Source organism: Sphingomonas aerophila (assembly GCF_014199305.1).
Lineage (GTDB): Bacteria > Pseudomonadota > Alphaproteobacteria > Sphingomonadales > Sphingomonadaceae > Sphingomonas > Sphingomonas aerophila.
In genome coordinates, this window is sequence record NZ_JACIJK010000004.1 from 94,007 (window position 1) to 113,101 (window position 19,095).

The 19,095-nt window shown below is 67.4% G+C and carries 21 protein-coding genes; 9 read left to right on the top strand and 12 right to left on the bottom strand.

The annotated features are described in order from the left end of the window. Positions 1–11: 11 nt before the first annotated feature. Genes FHS94_RS07070 through FHS94_RS07095 form a run of 6 tightly spaced genes read left to right on the top strand, consistent with a single transcriptional unit; the run spans position 12 to position 7,518 of the window. Positions 12–2,399, top strand: coding sequence for a hybrid sensor histidine kinase/response regulator (locus FHS94_RS07070; protein WP_184056125.1), 2,388 nt, complete (start codon positions 12–14; stop codon positions 2,397–2,399). Positions 2,400–2,446: 47 nt separating this feature from the next. Continuing rightward, positions 2,447–2,797, top strand: coding sequence for a response regulator (locus tag FHS94_RS07075; RefSeq protein ID WP_184056127.1), 351 nt, complete (start codon positions 2,447–2,449; stop codon positions 2,795–2,797). A 59-nt stretch (positions 2,798–2,856) separates the two neighbouring features. Continuing rightward, positions 2,857–4,596, top strand: a complete 1,740-nt coding sequence (ilvD, locus tag FHS94_RS07080; RefSeq protein ID WP_184056129.1) for a dihydroxy-acid dehydratase — start codon at positions 2,857–2,859, stop codon at positions 4,594–4,596. 55 nt (positions 4,597–4,651) lie between these two features. Further along, complete coding sequence (locus FHS94_RS07085; protein WP_184056131.1) at positions 4,652–4,954, top strand: hypothetical protein; 303 nt, start codon at positions 4,652–4,654, stop codon at positions 4,952–4,954. 12 nt (positions 4,955–4,966) lie between these two features. After that, complete coding sequence (locus FHS94_RS07090) at positions 4,967–6,343, top strand: NAD(P)H-hydrate dehydratase (protein ID WP_184056133.1); 1,377 nt, start codon at positions 4,967–4,969, stop codon at positions 6,341–6,343. Further along, entirely contained in the window at positions 6,340–7,518 is a 1,179-nt protein-coding gene (locus tag FHS94_RS07095; protein ID WP_184056135.1) for a class I SAM-dependent RNA methyltransferase, read from the top strand. Before FHS94_RS07090 ends, FHS94_RS07095 begins: the two co-directional genes overlap by 4 nt. Here the strand turns inward: FHS94_RS07095 and truA are convergent. Both truA and fmt read right to left on the bottom strand, forming a co-directional pair. Further along, a complete protein-coding gene (gene truA / locus FHS94_RS07100) occupies positions 7,508–8,245 on the bottom strand; it encodes a tRNA pseudouridine(38-40) synthase TruA (RefSeq protein WP_184056137.1) in 738 nt (245 codons plus the stop codon). The two genes, FHS94_RS07095 and truA, sit on opposite strands and share 11 nt — an antisense overlap. Continuing rightward, positions 8,242–9,153 (bottom strand): methionyl-tRNA formyltransferase, encoded by a 912-nt coding sequence (gene fmt / locus FHS94_RS07105; RefSeq protein WP_184056139.1) that lies wholly within the window; start codon positions 9,151–9,153, stop codon positions 8,242–8,244. The genes truA and fmt overlap by 4 nt, the downstream gene beginning before the upstream one ends. A gap of 53 nt (positions 9,154–9,206) precedes the next feature. On the opposite strand from fmt, the gene recR reads away from it, so the two are divergent. After that, positions 9,207–9,803, top strand: coding sequence for a recombination mediator RecR (gene recR / locus FHS94_RS07110; protein ID WP_184056557.1), 597 nt, complete (start codon positions 9,207–9,209; stop codon positions 9,801–9,803). A gap of 5 nt (positions 9,804–9,808) precedes the next feature. Here recR and FHS94_RS07115 read toward each other — a convergent pair whose 3' ends face one another. Continuing rightward, positions 9,809–10,612, bottom strand: coding sequence for a hypothetical protein (locus tag FHS94_RS07115; RefSeq protein WP_184056141.1), 804 nt, complete (start codon positions 10,610–10,612; stop codon positions 9,809–9,811). A gap of 85 nt (positions 10,613–10,697) precedes the next feature. Here FHS94_RS07115 and def point away from each other — a divergent pair, with 85 nt between their 5' ends. Continuing rightward, complete coding sequence (gene def / locus FHS94_RS07120; protein WP_184056142.1) at positions 10,698–11,222, top strand: peptide deformylase; 525 nt, start codon at positions 10,698–10,700, stop codon at positions 11,220–11,222. 124 nt (positions 11,223–11,346) lie between these two features. Next, positions 11,347–12,882, top strand: coding sequence for a DNA recombination protein RmuC (locus FHS94_RS07125; protein WP_184056144.1), 1,536 nt, complete (start codon positions 11,347–11,349; stop codon positions 12,880–12,882). 357 nt (positions 12,883–13,239) lie between these two features. Here the strand turns inward: FHS94_RS07125 and FHS94_RS07130 are convergent, their stop codons facing one another. From FHS94_RS07130 to FHS94_RS07170, 9 genes are all read right to left on the bottom strand, one after another. After that, a complete protein-coding gene (locus FHS94_RS07130; RefSeq protein WP_184056146.1) occupies positions 13,240–13,458 on the bottom strand; it encodes a hypothetical protein in 219 nt (72 codons plus the stop codon). A gap of 261 nt (positions 13,459–13,719) precedes the next feature. Beyond that, complete coding sequence (locus FHS94_RS07135) at positions 13,720–14,520, bottom strand: TrmH family RNA methyltransferase (protein WP_184056148.1); 801 nt, start codon at positions 14,518–14,520, stop codon at positions 13,720–13,722. 18 nt (positions 14,521–14,538) lie between these two features. After that, entirely contained in the window at positions 14,539–14,736 is a 198-nt protein-coding gene (locus tag FHS94_RS07140) for a hypothetical protein (protein ID WP_184056150.1), read from the bottom strand. A 46-nt stretch (positions 14,737–14,782) separates the two neighbouring features. Then, positions 14,783–15,052, bottom strand: a complete 270-nt coding sequence (locus FHS94_RS07145; protein ID WP_184056152.1) for an HPr family phosphocarrier protein — start codon at positions 15,050–15,052, stop codon at positions 14,783–14,785. Then, positions 15,049–15,456, bottom strand: coding sequence for a PTS sugar transporter subunit IIA (locus FHS94_RS07150; protein ID WP_184056154.1), 408 nt, complete (start codon positions 15,454–15,456; stop codon positions 15,049–15,051). Before FHS94_RS07150 ends, FHS94_RS07145 begins: the two co-directional genes overlap by 4 nt. A gap of 16 nt (positions 15,457–15,472) precedes the next feature. After that, positions 15,473–16,387 carry an RNase adapter RapZ gene (rapZ, locus tag FHS94_RS07155; protein WP_184056156.1) on the bottom strand — a complete coding sequence of 305 codons (915 nt, stop codon included), beginning with the start codon at positions 16,385–16,387 and terminating at the stop codon, positions 15,473–15,475. Continuing rightward, positions 16,384–16,806: an HPr kinase/phosphorylase gene (locus FHS94_RS07160; RefSeq protein WP_184056158.1), complete on the bottom strand. Its 423-nt coding sequence runs from the start codon at positions 16,804–16,806 to the stop codon at positions 16,384–16,386. The genes rapZ and FHS94_RS07160 overlap by 4 nt, the downstream gene beginning before the upstream one ends. Further along, complete coding sequence (locus tag FHS94_RS07165) at positions 16,806–18,401, bottom strand: sensor histidine kinase (RefSeq protein ID WP_184056160.1); 1,596 nt, start codon at positions 18,399–18,401, stop codon at positions 16,806–16,808. Before FHS94_RS07165 ends, FHS94_RS07160 begins: the two co-directional genes overlap by 1 nt. Further along, on the bottom strand, positions 18,370–19,071 hold the full coding sequence (locus tag FHS94_RS07170; RefSeq protein WP_184056162.1) for a response regulator transcription factor: 702 nt from the start codon (positions 19,069–19,071) through the stop codon (positions 18,370–18,372). The genes FHS94_RS07165 and FHS94_RS07170 overlap by 32 nt, the downstream gene beginning before the upstream one ends. Positions 19,072–19,095 lie beyond the last annotated feature (24 nt).

Sequence of the window (19,095 nt, forward strand, 5' to 3'; positions counted from 1 at the left end):
CACTCAGGCGAATGGCGACCCAACCCGTACCCGGCGGCCTGACCCCAACTCGCTCGGCTGCGCTGGTCGCGGTCGGGACGGGGCTGGTTGCTGCTCTGCTCGTGCTTTGGCTGTCGAAGAGCGCGGTGGCAGCATCCGGCTTCCTCGGTGCCGCCCTGGTCATCGGTGGCGGCGTGCTTGCCTGGCGGATGCTCGCCCGGCCGGCGCCGGCGGCAGAAGCGCGAGTCGACTGGAGCCTTGCCCATGCGGTATCGCAAGCGAGCGTGGACGCAGTCGCGATCACCGATCGGGCTGGCCGTCTGGTTTGCGCCAATGACCGATATGAGGAACTGTTCGCAGGCCTTCCTACCCCGCCGGGCTTGCCGCTCGACGCGGATGGGGCGGCAGAACTAGGTGCGGCGGGGCGAGCCGCGTGGCGGGACGGCACGGGGCATGCAGCCCGACTCATACTTGGACAGCTTCGCTTGTCGGCAGAGGTGGTCCGGGCGGGCGACGAGGGCGATATGCTGGTCTGGCGCTTTGCCCCCATCGAGGAAGAGGACTCGGCCGAACTGGTAGCCCGCGCCGTGTCCGGCCCGCTTGGCGACCGGCTGGGCGGTGGCGGCATCATGGCAGCGCTGATCGCGCCGGATGGCCATGTCCGCGCCGCCAACCGCGTGCTTGCGATGCGCGCGCTCGGCAGCTCGGACGGCACCGTCGAAGGGCGTGATTTCACGCGGTTCCTGATAACCGACAGCCGCGGCCTGGTCCGGTTCGAACGCGAAGGGTTGGAGGGCAATCCCCTGCGCATCGTCCAGGTTCCCTTCAGCGACGCCGATGACGCACCCGTGCTGGTGGCCTTGCTCGACGACGAGGAAAGCGTCACTCCCGCGATTGGCGCGAGCGCCGCGGCGCACGTGCGAAGCCTGGTGAGCCTGCTGCCGCTTGGGCTGGCCCTGGTCGATCGCGACGGCCGGTTCGTGCAGATGAACGACGCGTTCATCCGGGCGGCAGGCGTGAATGCCGCCGCGCCGCCGCTCTATCCGGGCGACCTGATGGTGCGTGAGGACAAGGCCGCGGTCGCGGATGCGATCCGTCGTTTTGCCAGCGGCGCCACTCATTCCGCCGACATGGCCGTGCGCCTGAGGTCAAATCCCGAGGAGCCGGTGGCGCTGACCATCGCCGGCGCGCGCGGATTAGGGGAGGCGGCCGTGCTGTTGTCGCTGAAGGACAATAGCGAGGAATCCCGCCTGAAACGCGAAGTGGCGCAGGCGACCAAGATGCAGGCTGTCGGCCAGCTTGCGGGCGGCGTCGCCCACGACTTCAACAACATCCTGACTGCCATCATCGGCCATTGCGACTTGATGATGATGCGCCATTCGCCAGGCGACAGCGATTATGATGATATTCAGCAGATCCGGACAAATTCCAACCGTGCGGCGGGCCTGACACGCCAGTTGCTCGCTTTCTCGCGCCAGCAGACGCTGCGCCCGCAGATCCTCCAGCTGCCCGACGTCGTGTCGGAAGTGTCCAATCTGCTCAAGCGACTGTTGGGCGAGACGGTGAAGCTCGACGTCAGCCATGGCCGCAACCTGGGGCCCGTGCGCGCCGACCCCGGCCAGCTCGAACAGGTGGTGGTGAACCTTGCCGTCAACGCACGCGATGCGATGCTGCAGGCCAACCCGCGCGGGGGCGGCACGCTGACCATCCAGACGCGATCGATCTCGGCTGCGGAGGTCCGGCGCATGGGTCGCGACATCATGCCGCCAGCCGATTATTCCGCGTTGATCGTGACGGACACTGGTACTGGCATCCCGCAGGAGGTGCTGCCCAAGATCTTTGAACCCTTCTTCACGACCAAGGAGGTGGGGAAGGGCACGGGGCTTGGCCTGTCCACGGTGTACGGCATCGTCAAACAGTCCGGGGGCTATATCTTTGCCGACAGCCCGCCGGGTGAGGGCGCGATATTCTCCATCTACTTCCCCGTCCATGCGGCACCGGCGACGGCCCGGACCACGCCGGCTCGTCCCGCGCCAAAGCCGGCCGAAAGCTGGGGTTCCGGCACCATCCTGCTCGTCGAGGACGAGGACATGGTGCGCGCGGTCGCCGAGCGCGCGTTGGTGCGACAGGGCTACAGCGTGCTCACGGCCGAGAACGGCGAGGTCGCGCTGGAAGTGCTGGAACAGAACGGCAAGCCGGACCTGATGATCTCCGACGTGGTGATGCCGACGATGGACGGCCCTACCATGGTGCGACAGGCCCGAGCCAAGTACCCCGACCTGCCGATCCTGTTCATGTCCGGCTATGCGGAGGAACAGCTGCGCCGATCGATCGACCTCGACAATGTGTCGTTCCTCCCAAAGCCTTTTTCCGTCCAGCAGCTTGCCGAGGCAACGCGGGAGGCATTGGCCGGGCGATGAACAAGACACTGGCATCGCAACGAAACGCTCTCTAAGACGCATTCACGATGACTTCGCCAAGCCAAATCCTGATCGTCGAAGACGAGCCGTTGATCGCGATGATGCTGGAGGACTTTCTCGAAGTTCTCGACAAAAAGGTGGCGGGAACGGCTGACAGTGTCGAATCCGCCCTGGCGCTGGTCCACGGCGGCAATGTCGGCGCGGCGATCCTGGACTTGAACCTGCGCGCTGGCGAGAAGAGCACGCCTGTTGCCGAGGCGCTGGCGAGCAAGGGCATTCCCTTTATCTTCGCGACCGGCGGCAGCGATGACGGTGTGGATGAGCGGTTTCGCGACCGGCCTCGGCTGCAAAAGCCGTTCACCATGGACGGCGTTGCCAAGGCTCTCGACAGTCTCTGACTGACCGCCTCGCAATAAGCTTGCGCAAACGGGGTCGGTGACGACATAGGCTGTCGGTCATGAACGACCTCACAATCGACAAGCCTCGCTTCGACAAGTCCCGCCTGCCATCGCGTCACGTGTCCGTTGGCCCAGAGCGGGCGCCGCACCGTTCCTATTATTACGCGATGGGCATTCCTGAAGAGGACATCGCCAAGCCGTTCGTGGCGCTGGCGTCCGCCGGCAACAACTCCGCTCCCTGCAACACGACGCTCGATGCACAGGCCGACGCCGCTCAGGCAGGCGTGATCCAGGGCGGCGGCATGCCGCGCCGGTTCAACACGATCACCGTGACCGACGGCATCGCCATGGGTCACCAGGGCATGAAGTCGTCGCTGGTCAGCCGCGAAGTGATCGCCGATTCGGTCGAGCTGTCAGTCCGCGGGCATTGTTATGACGCGCTGGTGGGCTTTGCGGGATGCGACAAGTCGCTGCCCGGCATGATGATGGCGATGCTGCGGCTGAACATCCCGTCGGTCTTCGTCTACGGCGGGTCTATCCTGCCCGGCCGCTATCAGAACCGCGACGTGACGGTGGTGGACGTGTTCGAGGTGGTCGGTCGCTATGCCGCCGGCACCTGCCCGCTGGAAGAGGTGCATGCGCTGGAGAAGGTCGCCTGCCCCGGCCATGGTGCCTGTGGGGGCCAGTTCACCGCCAATACCATGGCCTGTGTCGGTGAGGCGATCGGGCTAAGCCTGCCCAACAGCAACATGGTGCCGGCCCCCTATACCAGCCGCGAACAGATCGCGATCGCTGCCGGCGCGCAGGTGATGGAGCTGGTCGAGCGCCAGCTGCGGCCGCGTGACATCTGCACCCGCGCGGCCTTCGAAAACGCTGCCCGCGTGGTGGCGGCGACCGGAGGCTCCACCAACGCGGCGTTGCACCTGCCCGCGATGGCGAACGAGGCGGGGATCGAGTTCGACCTGCACGATGTCGCTCGGGTCTTCGCGGAGACGCCTTACCTCGCCGACCTCAAGCCTGGCGGCCGCTATGTCGCCAAGGACATGCATGAGGCTGGCGGCGTTTACATGTTGATGAAGACCATGATGTCGGGTGGGCTGCTCGACGGCAACTGTCTCACGGTGACCGGTCGCACGCTGGGCGAGAACATCGACCAGGTCACCTGGAACCCCGACCAGAAGGTCATCTACGATATCTCAACCCCGATCACCCCGACCGGCGGCGTGGTCGGCCTGAGCGGCACGCTGGCCCCGAATGGCGCAATCGTGAAGGTCGCAGGGATGCACCGGCTCCAGTTCGAAGGGCCGGCGCGCTGCTTCGACTGCGAAGAGGACGCCTTTGCCGCGGTGGAGAGCCGCTCCATCGTGGAAGGTGAGGTTGTCATCATCCGGTACGAAGGGCCGAAGGGCGGCCCCGGCATGCGTGAAATGCTGAGCACCACCGCCGCGCTTTATGGCCTGGGCATGGGGGAAAAGGTCGCGCTGATCACCGACGGCCGGTTTTCGGGCGCGACGCGCGGCTTCTGCATCGGCCATGTCGGACCAGAGGCGGCAGAGGGCGGCCCGATCGCACTGGTGCAAGACGGCGACCCGATCCGCATCGATGCGGAAGCTGGAACGATCGACCTGCTCGTTGCTGAGGAGGTGCTGGCGGAGCGGCGCGCGCGCTGGAAGCGGCGCGATAACGGCTATGGCTCGGGCGCATTGTGGCGCTATGCCCAGAATGTCGGGCCAGCCTATCAGGGCGCCGTCACTCATCCGGGCGCAAAGGCCGAACGCCACGTGTATGCGGATATCTGAACCGGCGGTTGTCCAAGTTTTAAGGCGACGCGGGTTGTGGCTCTGCGCGCCCGCTTTGGCGGGGGCCATCGCCGCCTGCGGTCCCACCAGTCAGTCGTCCGAAGTGTCGGCAGAGGCGGTCGCCGGACCCAAGCTTCCCTGTGCACGTGGCGCGGCTTCGCTCGCGCCCGTCTGCACCCTGACACGGGAGCGGAGTGGCCAGGGCGAGATCTGGACGGTCCGCTTCCCCGATGGTGGCTTTCGCCGGCTGCGGGCCGAAGGTAACGAGATCGGAGCCGCAGATGGTGCCGAGCCGTTGCGGAGTGAGGGCGACGATGTCGTAATCGGGGACGAGCATTACCGCCTACCAGACGACTGAGAGGACGAGCGTTTGAGACCGATCGACGGCCTGACTGTCCTGACCGCGGCCGAGATGCGCACTGCGGAACAGGCGAGCGGCGTTGACGAAGCGGCGTTGATGGACCGGGCAGGCGCCGCCATCGCAGAGGTCGTTCGCCGCATCGGTGGCGGACAGGAAGTGCTGGTGCTGTGCGGTCCCGGCAACAATGGCGGGGACGGCTATGTTGCGGCGTCGGCGCTGAGGCAGGCCGGCATCCCGGTTCGCGTCGCCGCCCTGTCCGACCCGCGTACCGACTTGGCGCGACGAGCGAGGGCAGGGTGGGCTGGCCCGGTAGAGCCAATCGCCGAGGCGAGCGCCGCGCCCGTGCTGCTCGATGCGCTGTTCGGAACCGGATTGTCGCGAGGCCTCGACGAACCTGTGGTCGAATCCTTGCACGCCCTCTCGATCCGGGCCGTGCTGACCATCGCGGTCGACCTGCCGAGCGGGGTGGCGACGGACAGTGGCGCGCTGCTGTCGGCCTATCCCGGCGCGGCGCTCACGCTGGCGCTGGGCGCGCCAAAGCCAGCCCACCTCCTGCTCCCCGCCGCGCCGCTATGTGGGACGGTGCGCGTGCTGGACATCGGCATAGCGGCCCGATCGCAGGCGTCCGTCCTGCCGGTTGCTTCCCTGCGCTCACCCGCGGTGGATGCCCACAAATTCAGCCGTGGCATGGTCGCGGTCGTCGCGGGCCGAATGCCCGGCGCGAGTGCGCTTGCCGCCTCCGCCGCAGCGCGCGTCGCGGGCTATGTTCTCCTGATCGGCAGCGCGACCGATCGCCTGCCGCATGCGATCGTTCGCCGACGCTGGGCGGAGGACGCGTTGTTCGATCCGCGCATCGGCGCCGTCGTGATCGGGCCTGGCCTGGGCCCTGACGAGGAGGCGAGGGCGAAGCTCAATGCCGCGCTGGCCAGCGACCATGCGCTGGTGATCGACGGCGATGCCCTGCGCCTGCTTGACCCGGCCCGGCTCCGATCGCGCGCGTCGCCAGCGATCCTGACGCCGCATGAGGGTGAGTTCGCGCACCTTTTCCCTGACGTAAAGGGAAGCAAGATCGACCGGGCACGTACAGCTGCGGGAGAGTCGGGGGCGACGGTAGTGCTGAAGGGTCCCGACACGATCATCGCCGCCCCGACCGGAGAGGTCCGCCTGGCTGCCCGTCATGTTCCCTGGCTTGCCACGGCGGGCAGCGGCGACGTGCTCGCGGGCCTGACCGGCGCCCTGCTTGCCGGACCGGACACGACGGCTCTGGCCGCCGCCAGCAGCGCGGTCTGGCTTCATACCGAAGCCGCGCGGATCGCAGGGCCGGCGCTGATCGCCGACGATCTCACCCTTGCGCTCCCGGCCGCCATCGCGCAGGCCGGCGCATGAGCATGATCGTTCGCGTTGCCGCCCGTGGCGACGGTGTTACTGATGACGGCCGTCACGCCGCCTTCGCCGCGCCCGGCGACACCCTGACCGAAACGGGCGGGGTCGTGCCCGGTCCTCACCACCAGACGCCGCCCTGTCGCCACTTCCCCGAATGCGGCGGCTGCCAGTTGCAGCACCTGGACGATGAGACATGGGGCGGCTTCATTATCGACCGTGTCGCCAGCGCGCTCGATGCACATGGCATCGCGACCACGATCCGCGCGCCTGCGCTGTCGCTCCCCCGCACGCGTCGGCGCGCAACGCTGCACGCCGATGGCAAGGGCGGCCGCGTAGCGCTGGGGTTCACGGAGGAGAAGAGCCACGCGATCGTCGACATGCGCGAGTGCCACATCCTTGCGCCTGAACTGTTCGCGTTGGTCGCGCCACTACGCTCCCTGCTCGCGCGGCTGGGGCTGCGCCGACGGGCCGACGTTCAGCTGACCATGACCGATCGCGGCGCGGATGTTCTGATTGCGGGCTTCTCGCCCGACGGCTTGGCAGCGGCGGAGGCGATCACAGCCTTTGCCGGCACCCATGGCCTTGCCCGGTTGTCGGTAGATGACGGCCTGGGCCCGGAAACGCGTTGGGAGCCCGAGCCGACGACCGTGACCCTGGGCGGCGTACCCGTGCCGTTTCCGCCCGGCGGCTTCCTGCAAGCGACACCGGAAGGGGAAGCGGCGCTGGTCGCGGCGGTGCTGGAGGCGGTTGGCACGCCTGCTGCAACCGCGGACCTGTTCGCGGGCCTTGGCACCTTTGCATTGGCGCTGCCCGGCCGGGTCTATGCCGCAGAAGGCGCACGCGACGCGATCGGATCGCTGAAGGCGGCGGCGAATGCCAACCAGCGGCTGATCTTTGGCGAGCATCGTGACCTGTACCGCCGGCCGCTCATTCCCGCCGAGCTCGACCGCTTCGACGCGGTCGTCCTTGATCCGCCCCGTGCCGGCGCGCGCGATCAGATGGAAGCGCTCACCGTGACGCGCGCGCCCGTGATCGCCTATGTGTCATGCAATCCCAGCAGCTTCGCACGAGATGCGCAGATATTGGTTGAGGGCGGCTGGCGGCTCGACTGGATTCAGCCGGTGGGCCAGTTCCGCTGGTCCACCCATGTCGAACTTGCCGCGCGCTTCAGTAGATAGCGTCCACGAAGAACAGCCCGTCCGGCGGTGCGTTGAGCGGCAGCCGCTGCCGGTCGCGCGCTTCCAGCGCGGCGGTAACGTCATCGGCTGTCCAGCGTCCAAGTCCGACCTGCGCCAGCGCGCCTACCATGGAGCGCACCTGATGGTGCAGGAAAGATCGCGCCGCCGCCCGGATGAGCACGCGTTCGCCCTCTCGCACCACCTCCAGCCGGTCGAGCGACTTGATCGGGCTTTCTGACTGACAATGGGCCGAGCGGAAGGTGGTGAAGTCATGCCGCCCGATCAGGCGCTGCGCCGCCCCGTGCATCGCGGCCGCATCTAGCGGCCGGCCCACCTGCCACACCAACCCCTTCTCAAAGGTGAGCGGCGCGCGCCGGTTCAGGATCCGATATTCGTAAGCCCGACCCCGGCATGAAAAGCGCGCGTGCCAGTCATCTGGCACCACCTCGCAAGCGAGCACGGCGACTGGCGCCGGCCGCAGCAGCGCGTTCAGGGCTTCGCTGAGGCGGAAGGGCTCGATCGGTTTGCCGATGTCGACATGGGCCCGCATTCCGAGCGCATGAACCCCTGCATCGGTGCGACCGGCCGCGTGCAACACAGCCTGCTCGCCCGTGACGGCCTGCACCGCCTCCTCCAAGGCCTGCTGTACGCTGGGGCCATGCGCCTGACGCTGCCACCCCATGAACGGCCGGCCATCGAATTCGACCAGCAGGGAAAAGCGCGTCACGCCAGCTGCGTTCCTGGCGCAATCGCAAAGCCGCGGAGCAGGTCGTCGGCAGAGGTCACCCCGCGCCCCGCACGCTGGACCTGGGTCGGGAGGAGCCCTCCTTCACCGCAGGCGATCAGCAAATGGTCGTCGATGACAATACCTGCGCGGTCCGAAGCGGTGTCGACCAACTCGGCCGCCAGCACCTTTACCCGTTCTCCCGCTACTTCGAACCAGGCACCCGGTGCCGGGTTCATCGCGCGGACCAGCCGTTCAAGCTCGACCGCCGGGCGCGACCAGTCGATCCGTGCCTCTGACTTGTCTATCTTCGCGGCATAGGTCACGCCTTCGTCCGGCTGCGGCTCTGCGACCGTAAGGTCCAGCCGGCTGAGCGTTTCGACCATCAACGCCGCGCCGAGCGATGCGAGTTCGCCCGTCAGGTCACCGGCCGTCTTTCCGTCCACCGTCACTCGGCCATCGAGCAGCACCGGGCCGGTATCGAGCCCCGCCTCCATCTGCATGATGCACACGCCCGTTTCAGCGTCGCCCGCCATGATCGCGCGCTGGATCGGCGCCGCGCCGCGCCAGCGCGGCAGGAGAGAGGCGTGGATGTTCACGCACCCATGCGTCGGCGCGTCGAGCACCGCGCGGGGCAGGATCAGGCCATAGGCGGCGACCACGGCAACATCGGCAGCCAAGGCCGCGAACTCCGCCTGTGCTTCGGCGCCCTTCAGCGAAACGGGGCTGCGAACCTCGATGCCCATCGCCTCGGCCCGAACCTGGACCGGGGAGGGAACCAGCTCGCGCCCACGACGCCCGCCGGGACGGGGCGGCTGGGTGTAGGCGGCGACCACCTGGTGCCCTGCATCGACCAGCGCGCACAACGCCGGCACCGCGAACTGGGGCGTTCCCATGAAGACGATCCGCATCGGGAATGCTGTCCACGCTGGCGAACCCCCGCGCAACCCCCTATCTGTTCCCCATGGCATCACCCGAGATTGAGGCGTTGACCCAAGCCCTGTCGCGCCTGCCGGGCCTGGGGCCCCGTTCGGCCCGGCGCGCGGTGCTGCATCTGCTCAAGAAGCGCGAAGGGGCGCTTGGGCCCCTGCGTGCGGCGCTGGAGGCGGTGGACGAGCGGCTGGAGACCTGCGCGACGTGCGGCAATGTCGACACGTCGAACCCTTGTGCGATCTGCGCCGACCCGCGCCGGGACGCCCGTGCGCTATGCGTCGTGGAGGAAGTGGCGGACCTGTGGGCGCTGGATCGGGCGCGGCTGTTCCCGGGGCGCTTCCATGTGCTGGGCGGGCGGCTGTCGGCGCTGGAAGGTGTGCGGCCGGAGGATCTCAGCATCGATGCGCTGGTGCGCCGGATCGAGTCGGGCGGGATCGATGAGGTCGTTCTGGCGATGAACGCGACGCTTGAGGGGCAAACGACCGCCCACTACCTTGTGGAGCGAATCGAGCGTTTTCCGGTGCGTGTCACCCAGCTTGCCCATGGGCTGCCCGTAGGCGGCGAGCTTGATTATCTTGATGAGGGAACGTTGGCACAGGCACTGAGAGCGCGGCGGCCGGTCGCCTGACCCACTCAGCGGCTGGCGATGGCGCCGCGTTCGGTGAAATCGATCCGGATCCGTACCCAGGTGCCGACCAGTCGTCGGCCGCCGATGGTCGGCGGGATCACCAGGAACTGCCACGCCGCCTGACGCATGGCGTTGCCCAGCCCTGATCCGACAGGCGATTCGCCCAACGATCGGCAATCCTCGACATGGTAGCGCTCTACCGTGCGGCAGGCGATCGTGACCCAGCTGCCCGGCGCGACGGCGCGATGGATGTAGCCGTTGATCTCCGTGCTGGTCGGCTCGCGATACCAGTCGGCCGGATAGAGGCGCTGCCCGCCAGGGCCTTCGCCGGGACCCGCCACTGCCGCGGAGCCCGCGCCCGCGCTGCCCGAGTCGGTGCCGGCCACCGCCGTGCCCTGTGCATCGTCATCGGAGTCGCGGGCCCGCTTTGGCACCTTTGCCAGGTCGAAGTCCTCGCGCAGGTAGGTCCAGGGCTCTGTCGCCGGCGCCGGGGTCGGAACCGTGACGGGGATCGGCGGAGGAGGCAGGGCGGCCGTGCGGGGTGGAGCGGACGCCGCCTTTGCCGTGCTGCGCTTGGCCGGCTTTTGCGTTGCGCGCTTGGTCGCCTGTGGCTGCTCCCCCGCATCGGGGAGCAACTGGAACGACGTTTGCGTCTTCGCCCGGGGCGGTTCGTCGAGCGACGGGCCAAGGCGCAGCAGGGCCCAGAGCAGCAACAGATGCGCGGCGATCGTGAGGGCAATCGAGACGGTCCGCCGGCGCACTCCGCCCGAACCCGAATCCGACACCGGTTGGAGGTACGCAGAGCGCATCGGGCGCGCCTAGCCATCACCGGGGCGGGCCGCAACAGATGCCGGGTTGCTTGACGCTCCCAGCGTCGCCACCTAGCTCGGCGCCATGGCCGTTCTTCCCATCGTTGAGGTGCCCGACGCTCGTCTGCGCGCCGTTTCGCAACCCGTTCCCGTCGTGGACGACTCCGTTCGCCAGCTGGTGTCCGACATGATCGAGACCATGTACGCCGCCCATGGCATCGGCCTTGCCGCCATCCAGGTAGGCGTCGAGAGCCGCGTGCTCGTCATCGACCTGCAGGAGCAGGAGGACGAGGAAGGCAAGCCGATCCGCGATCCGCGCGCGTACATCAACCCCGAGGTGCTTGAGGTTTCAGAGGAGCTGTCGGTCTACAACGAGGGCTGCCTGTCGATCCCGGACCAGTATGCGGAGGTCGCCCGCCCCGCCCGCTGCCGCGTCCGCTGGCTGGATGAAACGGGTGAGTCTCACGAAAAGGAGCTCGAGGGGCTGCTGGCGACCTGCATGCAGCATGAGATCGATCACCTGAACGGTGTGCTGTTCATCGACCACATTTCCCGGCTGAAACGGTCCATGTTGTTGAAGAAGCTCGACAAACAGCGCAAGGCAGCCTGAGCGCGCGGCGCTCACAAAAAGGCTGTCCTACACTCCGCGTTCGGGCTATGTTCCTTTTCTGCCGGGCATTATACCCGGCGTGAGAAGGGGTCGTCGCTAGTGTCGTTTTGCCGGAATCGTAGGGGTGGCTGAGCTCGTTCTGGTCGCACTGCTCGCCGTTGCGGCAGGGCTGCTGGTCGGGTGGCTGGTGGCGTCACGCCGCCATTCCGCCCTGGCGAGCGATCTGGCGGTGGCGCAGACCCGCGCAGCCGACGCCGAACTAATCCGCCAGGCCCGCGATGCCGTGGAGCGCGAGCGCAACGAGGCGCATCGCGAGCTGGCCGGGCTCCGCGCCCAATCTAGTCAGCTAAGCGAGACCCAGCGCGCTATGGCGGCGCAGCTGGCGACGGCGCAGGAAGAGCTGCGCGAACTGGCAGGACTTCGCGCCCAGTCGAGCCAATCGGGCGAGACCCAGCGTGCGCTAGCGGCGCAGTTGGCGACGGCTCAGGAGGAATTGCGCGAGCTGGCCGCGCTGCGTGCCGAGGCGACCGCGCGGGACGAAGCGCACCGCACCACGCTGCAGCAGCTTCACGAAGCGCGCGAGGCAATGAACGCGCAGTTCGGTGCGGCTGCGGCGAAGGCGCTGGAAGGTGCGCAGTCGCAGTTTCTGGAGCGCGCCCAGGCCCGATTTTCCGAAGCCGAAAAGATGCAGGGTCAACGCCTCTCCGCACTGCTGGCCCCGGTCAACGAGCGGCTTCAGCGGTATGAGGAGGGGGTCGCAAAGGTCGAGGCGGAGCGCCGCGACGCCTTTGGCGAGCTAAAGGGTCAGATCGAGCACATGCGCGTCGGGCAGGAGTCGGTGCGTAGCGAAGCGGCCAAGCTGGTCAACGCGCTTCGCAACGCGCCCAAGGCACGCGGGCGCTGGGGCGAGCAGCAATTGCGCAACGTGCTCGAGTCGTGCGGCCTGTCGGAACACACCGACTTTGCCATGGAAGTAAGTGTCGCGGACGGGGAAGGTGGTCGCCTGCGCCCCGACGCGATCGTTCGCGTGCCCGGCGGCAAGTCGCTGATCATCGACGCCAAGGTGTCGCTCAACGCCTATCAGGACGCGTTCGGCGCGATCGACGATGCGGCACGGCTTTCGGGCCTGAGCGCCCACGCGGCGTCGATCCGCGCGCACATCAACGGCCTGTCGGCGAAGAGCTATTGGTCGCAGTTCGACGACGCGCCCGATTACGTCATCATGTTCATTCCGGGCGAGCATTTCCTGTCCGCCGCGCTGGAGCATGACCACGAGCTTTGGCAATACGCCTTTGACAAGCGGGTGTTGCTGGCAACCCCCACCAACCTCGTTGCGATCGCCCGCACCGTCTCGGCTGTGTGGCGGCAGGAGAAGCTGGCAAAGCAGGCACGCGAGATCGGCACGCTCGGCAAGGACCTGTACGCTAGGTTGTCAGTCATGGGCGGCCATGTCGCGCGGCTGGGCAAGAACCTGGATACGGCAATGGGCGCGTACAACAGCTTCGTGGGCAGCCTGGAGTCGCAGGTGTTGACCCAGGCTCGCCGGTTCGAGGCGCTGGACATCGACACGGCGGGCAAGTCTATCGAGGCACCGCCGGTCAGCGAGCAAAGCGCGCGGCCGGTGACGAAGCTTGCGCTGCTGGAGGACGCGGCGGAGTAATGCCTCGCGGAGGCGCTGGGTGAAAGCTCGCGGTCAGTGGGCCGGGTCCGCGCTGTTCGAGAATGCGGCCCGACGATCTGAGCGGCGGTGCCGCGCGAGTGGCCCATAGGTCAACGCCGCTGGTGACCAGGCTCGCTGGTCGAGATTGCCGCTCGGGTACATCCACTGCGCTGGTTATTGGGAGGCCAAAGGCTGTCACCGGCGATGACCCCTGCTGCGCGAGGGTCCGGCGATCGGTGTCTGGATTTCGCGCAATCCTAGGGTGCGGCTCCGCGACGTTGGCTTCGCTGGTCTTTGAGGACGCGCCATCGCCGCAGGCGCCAAGCTCTGGGAGCTCGACGGTAGGCTCGGGTGACGTCAGCAACGCTGGCGGGCGAGGAGTTTCAAGGCCAGCCAGCTGGTGGTTGCCTGCTCGGCGACGCATTGCAGCTGCTGGCCGGGTTTGCATCGTTCCAGGATGCGGCTTTGGCGACCTGAGTTTTTCCGCTGTGCGAGTTGTCCAAGGCCATCGCTGTCGGCGATCGCTCTTGCGGCAATCAAGAAGACGTTTCGAATTTCAGCCGCGCCGGCGGGCACTGACTCTTAGGCCCGCCGCCGCTGGTGATGCTCTACTAGCCGAAGCATCGCGGTGATGGCCAAGTTCACGCCGTCTCAGGAGGCGGCTCTGGCAGCGCAAGCTTCAGCTGTGCGTAATGCTACAGGCCCTCGCGGCTGGTCACCGCGCTCGCTCTTTTCAAGAACGGAACGGATACCGTCAGCTATTCTGCTGGACGAGGATCTCTCGGCCCCTGCGCCAAGCGACCAAGTTCATGCTGTCCCGAAACGGGCCCCGCAACGTCAGCGGCGATGCTGGGCGAGGACTTCATAGGCCATGACGGCGGTTGCGACGGCGGCGTTCAGGCTGTCGGCCTTGCCCAGCATGGGAATCTTGACCAGCAGGTCGCAGGCGGCGGCATAGTCGGCGGGCATGCCTTGCGCCTCGTTGCCGGTCAGAAGGAAAGTGGGCCCTCGGTACGCGGCGGAGCGGTAGTCGATATCGGTATCGAGGCTGAGCCCGACCAGTTGCCCTGGCCCCGCACGAAGCCAGTCGAGGAAGGGCTGCCACTCGGTCCGCACGACGGGGATTGTGAACAGCGCGCCCATGCTGGCGCGCACAGCCTCGACCGAAAAGGGGTCGACGCATTCGCCGATCAGGATCAGGCCCCCCGCGCCGACCGCGTCGCCCGTCCGCAGGATCGTACCGAGATTGCCCGGATCGCGCAGGCGTTCGGCGACCAGCCAGATCCCCGAGGCGTTCCGGTCGAGGTGGGAAAGGTTGGTATCGAATTCGTCGAACACGCCCACCACTGCCTGTGGGTTTTCCTTCCCGGACAATTTGGACAGGATGTCGGGCGTGGTCTCGATCGCCTCGCCGCCCGACCGCTCGACCGCATCGACCAGGGCACGCACCCGTTCATGGCCGGCGCTGGCGGCTGCGAAGAACAGCAGCGCGGGAACACGGCCGGTCTCCAGCGCCTCCGTCAGGATGCGAAGCCCCTCGGCCAGGAACTGGCCCGATTCGCGGCGGTGGCGTTTGTCGCGCAGGTCGCGGACCTGCTTTACCAAGGGGTTGGAATAGGCGGTGATCTGACGGGGCATGACGCAGCCCCTAGGACATCAGGGTACTGCTATCCAAGCTATGCTGGTCCACGGCTGCGCGTAGAACTCACCATCGGTGCCGCCATAGACCACGATGCCGATTTCATCGGCGGCGATGATGGCGCGTTCGTTGGGGATCTTCTGCCCTGCCGAACAGATGCGTGCCATCAGCACGTTGTTGTTGGCGGCCAGCGCCTGACGGATCACCTCCAGCATCGCCGCTCCGTGCCGATCCGTTTCGCAAGGCGTTCGCGCGGGTGGATCAGTCCTCCCCGAACTTCGCTTCAACCAGTTCGGCCAAGGCGTCCACCGCAGCCGGGGCACCATCGCCCGCCGCGCTGATCGTGATCGAGTCGCCCATGGCGGCGCCCAGCATCATCAGCCCCATGATGGAGGTGCCGGCAACGGCGCTGCCGTCCTTTTCAACGCTGACCTCACAGCTTTGCGAGGAAGCGAGGGTGACGAACTTGGCGGAGGCGCGGGCGTGAAGGCCACGGCGATTGCTCACCAGCACGGTACGCGAAGCGGTCACGCGGCGGCTTCTCCCAGAACCTCGGAAGCGACGGAGATGTATTTGCGACCGGCTTCGCGCGCGGCGGCGACAGCTTCCACCACCTTCATCGACTTGCGGGCGGAACCGAGACGGATGAGCATGGGCAGGTTCATGCCCGCGATCACTTCGACGCGCCCGCGTTGCATCAACGAAATCGCGAGGTTGGAGGGCGTGCCGCCGAACAGGTCGGTCAGCACGATCACGCCGCGACCGGTGTCGACCCGAGCGATCGCCTGGGCGATGTCGGCGCGACGTCGGTCCATGTCGTCATCCGGCCCGATCGCAATGGTGGCCACGCCCTCTTGAGGGCCGACCACATGGATCATGGCAGTGACGAATTCATCGGCGAGATGACCATGGGTCACCAGAACAAGGCCGATCATCGGTAAAGTTTTCCCATCATGGGCCGGCAACAAATCCTTCTCGCGAGTCCTGAGGCGCGGTGGCCAGATCGCGATGCAGAACCGTGGGCGAAAAACCATGTTCGCGCAACCATTGCGCGATCCGTTCGGTGACGTGAACCGACCGGTGTCTCCCGCCGGTACAGCCAATGGCGACGGTAACGTACGACTTTCCCTCCGCCTGATAACGGGGAAGGAGAAGCCCGATCAGTTCCTCGATCCGTGAAACCGCCGCCTCATAGGCCGGGTCCGCAGCGACATAGGCGGCGACGTCTGGGTCGAGGCCGGTGCCCGGCCGCAGCGCCGGGTCCCAGTGAGGGTTGCGCAGGAAACGCATGTCGAACACCAGGTCAGCATGGCGGGGCAGGCCGCGCGAAAAGCCGAAGCTCATGACCTGCAACGTCGATTCGCCCCCATCCTCTCCACCGAACAGGGTACGGATCTCCCCTGCGAGGGCGTGGGCGGACAAGTTGGTGGTGTCGATCAGCCGGCTGGCCCAGGCGCGCAAGGGCGCGAGCAGTTCGCGTTCCTCGGCGATCCCGTCGCTGGCAGGGTGATCGGCGGCAAGTGGGTGGCGACGGCGCGTTTCGGCGTAGCGACGCTCAAGCTCCGCATCGCTGCAGTCCAGGAACAGGGTGCCGATCTGCCACCCGTGCCGTTCCTGAAGGGCGCGCACGCTGGCGACGACGCGCTCGGGGTCGAAATCGCGCGTTCTGGGCCCCAGGCCGATTGCGAGCGGCTGGGCGGCGTCCTCCACCCCGCGCGGGCGCGGCGCGTCGAGAAGCCGTTCGAGGAGGCTGAGGGGCAGGTTGTCGACCACCTCCCACCGCAGATCCTCCAACGTCTTCAGCACGGTGGACTTGCCGGCGCCGGACAGGCCGGTGACGAGCAGGATGTCGGGGCGGTTGCTCACGGGGCTGTTCCAATATGGGACAGCGCAAGTTCGACCTTGATCGGCGCCGAAGCAGGGAAGGGGGCGAGCGTCAGTTCGGGCAGCGTGACGCCAAGAAGCTCTCGCGAGCGTGGCTCGGGCAAGCGGTCGGGATCGGGACGCAGGCTGACCAGCAAGGCTGCAGGAGCGCTGAGGCGATAGGCCAAGGTCAGGATGCCGACGCCGCGAACCTCGATCGCGCCGGCAATGCGGGGTGGCGCGCTGGCGACAAGGGTCGCGCCGTCACGAGCGAGAACGGTGTAATCGTCGCTGACCAGCTCTGCCCCCCGGTCGATCAGCCGCAAAGCGAGGTCCGACTTGCCGGCCCCGGAAGGCCCCTCGATCAGCACTGCACGGCCATCAATGGCAACGGTGGTGAGGTGAAGAGTCTGCGGCTCCATCATTGATCGCTCGCCGGTTCGGTGCGGCTCAGGCGCACCACGAAACGCGCGCCGCTCAATCGATCTTCGCGGGACTCGGCCATTACCGTTCCCCCATGCCCCTCGACGATGGTGCGCGCAATGGAAAGGCCGAGGCCGGAATGCTGGCCGAATATCTCCGTGGCGGGGCGGATGGAATGAAAGCGCTGGAAGACCGCTTCGCGCGCCTCTTCCGGCACGCCCGGGCCGTCATCCTCCACGCTGACGGTGACCTGGTCGCCCTGTACCCGGACGCCGATTGCGACAACGCCATTGTCGGGGGAAAAGGACAGGGCGTTGTCGATCAGGTTCTCGAACACTCGTTCGAGGCGCATGCCCTCCGCAGGGACCAGCGCCGGCTCGCCCGGACTGTCGAAGCGTAGCCGGATGCCGCGTTCCACCCCGCGGGCGAGGCGTTGGTCCACCAGCCCGCGCAGCAGGGCGACGAGGTTCAGCGGGTCGAAATGTGCGCGGCTGAGCTGGGCGTCGAGGCGCGACGCGTCCGAGATATCGGTGATAAGCCGGTCGAGGCGGCGAACGTCATCGCGGACCACCGCGCGCAATTGTTCGCGAAGGCCTGGGTCCTCCACCCGGCCGAGCGCGTCCACGGCGGACCGGAGCGAGGCGAGCGGGTTCTTCAGCTCATGCGTCACGTCGGCGGCGAAGGACTCGGTCGCGTCGATGCGCGCGCGCAAGGCGAGGCTCATGTCGGACAGGGCGCGGGCGAGCATCCCGATCTCATCACGGCGATCGGGCAGGCGGGGGACCACCACCTCTCGCGCGCGGCCGAGCCGCACCCGCACGGCCGCGCGTGCCAGGCGGCGGATCGGGCGGACGATGGTGCGGGCGAGGAAGAGCGACAGCAGCACGGAGACAAGGGTTGTGATCAGGAGGACCACCGACAGGCGGAAGCGCTCCACACGCACGATCTTCGTCACCTCGCGCGCGTTCACGGCCGTCATCAGCGCTGCGCCGCCGTCGAGCGGGGCCGCGGCGGTGATGACCGGGGTGCGATCGGGCGCCCGCCATACGGTGGTGGAAACGGCGCCCCCGAGCGCCCCCGCCACGTCCGGCCAGCGCCGCCCGTTGCGGCGTTCGCGGTACAAGGGCGCGCGGGCGGCCCCGACCACGATGTCGATGCCGGCATCCAGCCAGCGCGCGATCCGCTGCCCCGCCGGGTCCTTGTCGGGATCCATCAGCACCATGGTTCGGACACCGAGGGCACGACTGTCCGCCAGCAAGGCGCCGCTTCGAGCGTAGACACGGATGCGCGTGCCCGTGTCGCGGGCGAGCTTCGCCAGCAGGGTGTTGCGATCCGACGGCGGTACGGTGCCGACAGCCTCTGCGATCAGACGCGCTTCCCGCCCGGCCTGCGCGGCGCGGGCGTCGAGAACGCGCGAACGGTACGAGTCGAGGTAGAAGAACCCGCCGGCCAGCATGAGCAGCGCGATGATGTTGATCGCCAGGATGCGGCGAGTGAGCGAGATCTGTCCCGACCAGCGCAGCGCCAGGTCGCGGCCGACCTCCCGCAGCTCGCTCAGGGTTTCATTCCTCGGAGAATCGGTAGCCGGCGCCATACAGCGTCTCTATGGCGTCAAAGCTGGGGTCAACGGCGCGGAACTTGCGGCGCAGGCGCTTGATGTGACTGTCGATGGTGCGGTCGTCGACATAAATGTCGTCTGAATAGGCCGCGTCCATCAGTTGGTTGCGCGTTTTCACGATGCCGGGGCGCTGGGCCAGCGTTTCGAGGATCATGAACTCGGTCACGGTGAGGGTGACGGGCTCCCCCTTCCACATCGTCCGATGGCGGGCGGGGTCCATGGCAAGCTGGCCGCGGGTGAGGGTGCCGTCACCCGAGCCGGCGTCACCGGGCGCTTGTGGCACTTCCGTCCGGCGCAGGATCGCCCGGATGCGCGCGATCAGAAGGCGCTGGCTGAACGGTTTGGCGATATAGTCGTCCGCGCCCATGGCGAGGCCGAGCGCCTCATCCAGCTCGTCATCCTTGCTGGTCAGGAAGATAACGGGGATCTGGCTCCGCTCACGCAGGCGGCGCAACAGTTCCAATCCGTCCATGCGTGGCATCTTGATATCGAAGATGCCGAGGTCGGGCGGGTTGTCGACCAGAGCTTTCAGCGCGGTCTCGCCATCGGAATAGACGCGGGTCAGGAAACCTTCGGCCTGCAACGCGATCGACACGGAGGTCAGGATGTTGCGGTCATCGTCAACCAGCGCAATCGTTGCGGTCATGCCTGCGCTATCCTCCTCCACAGG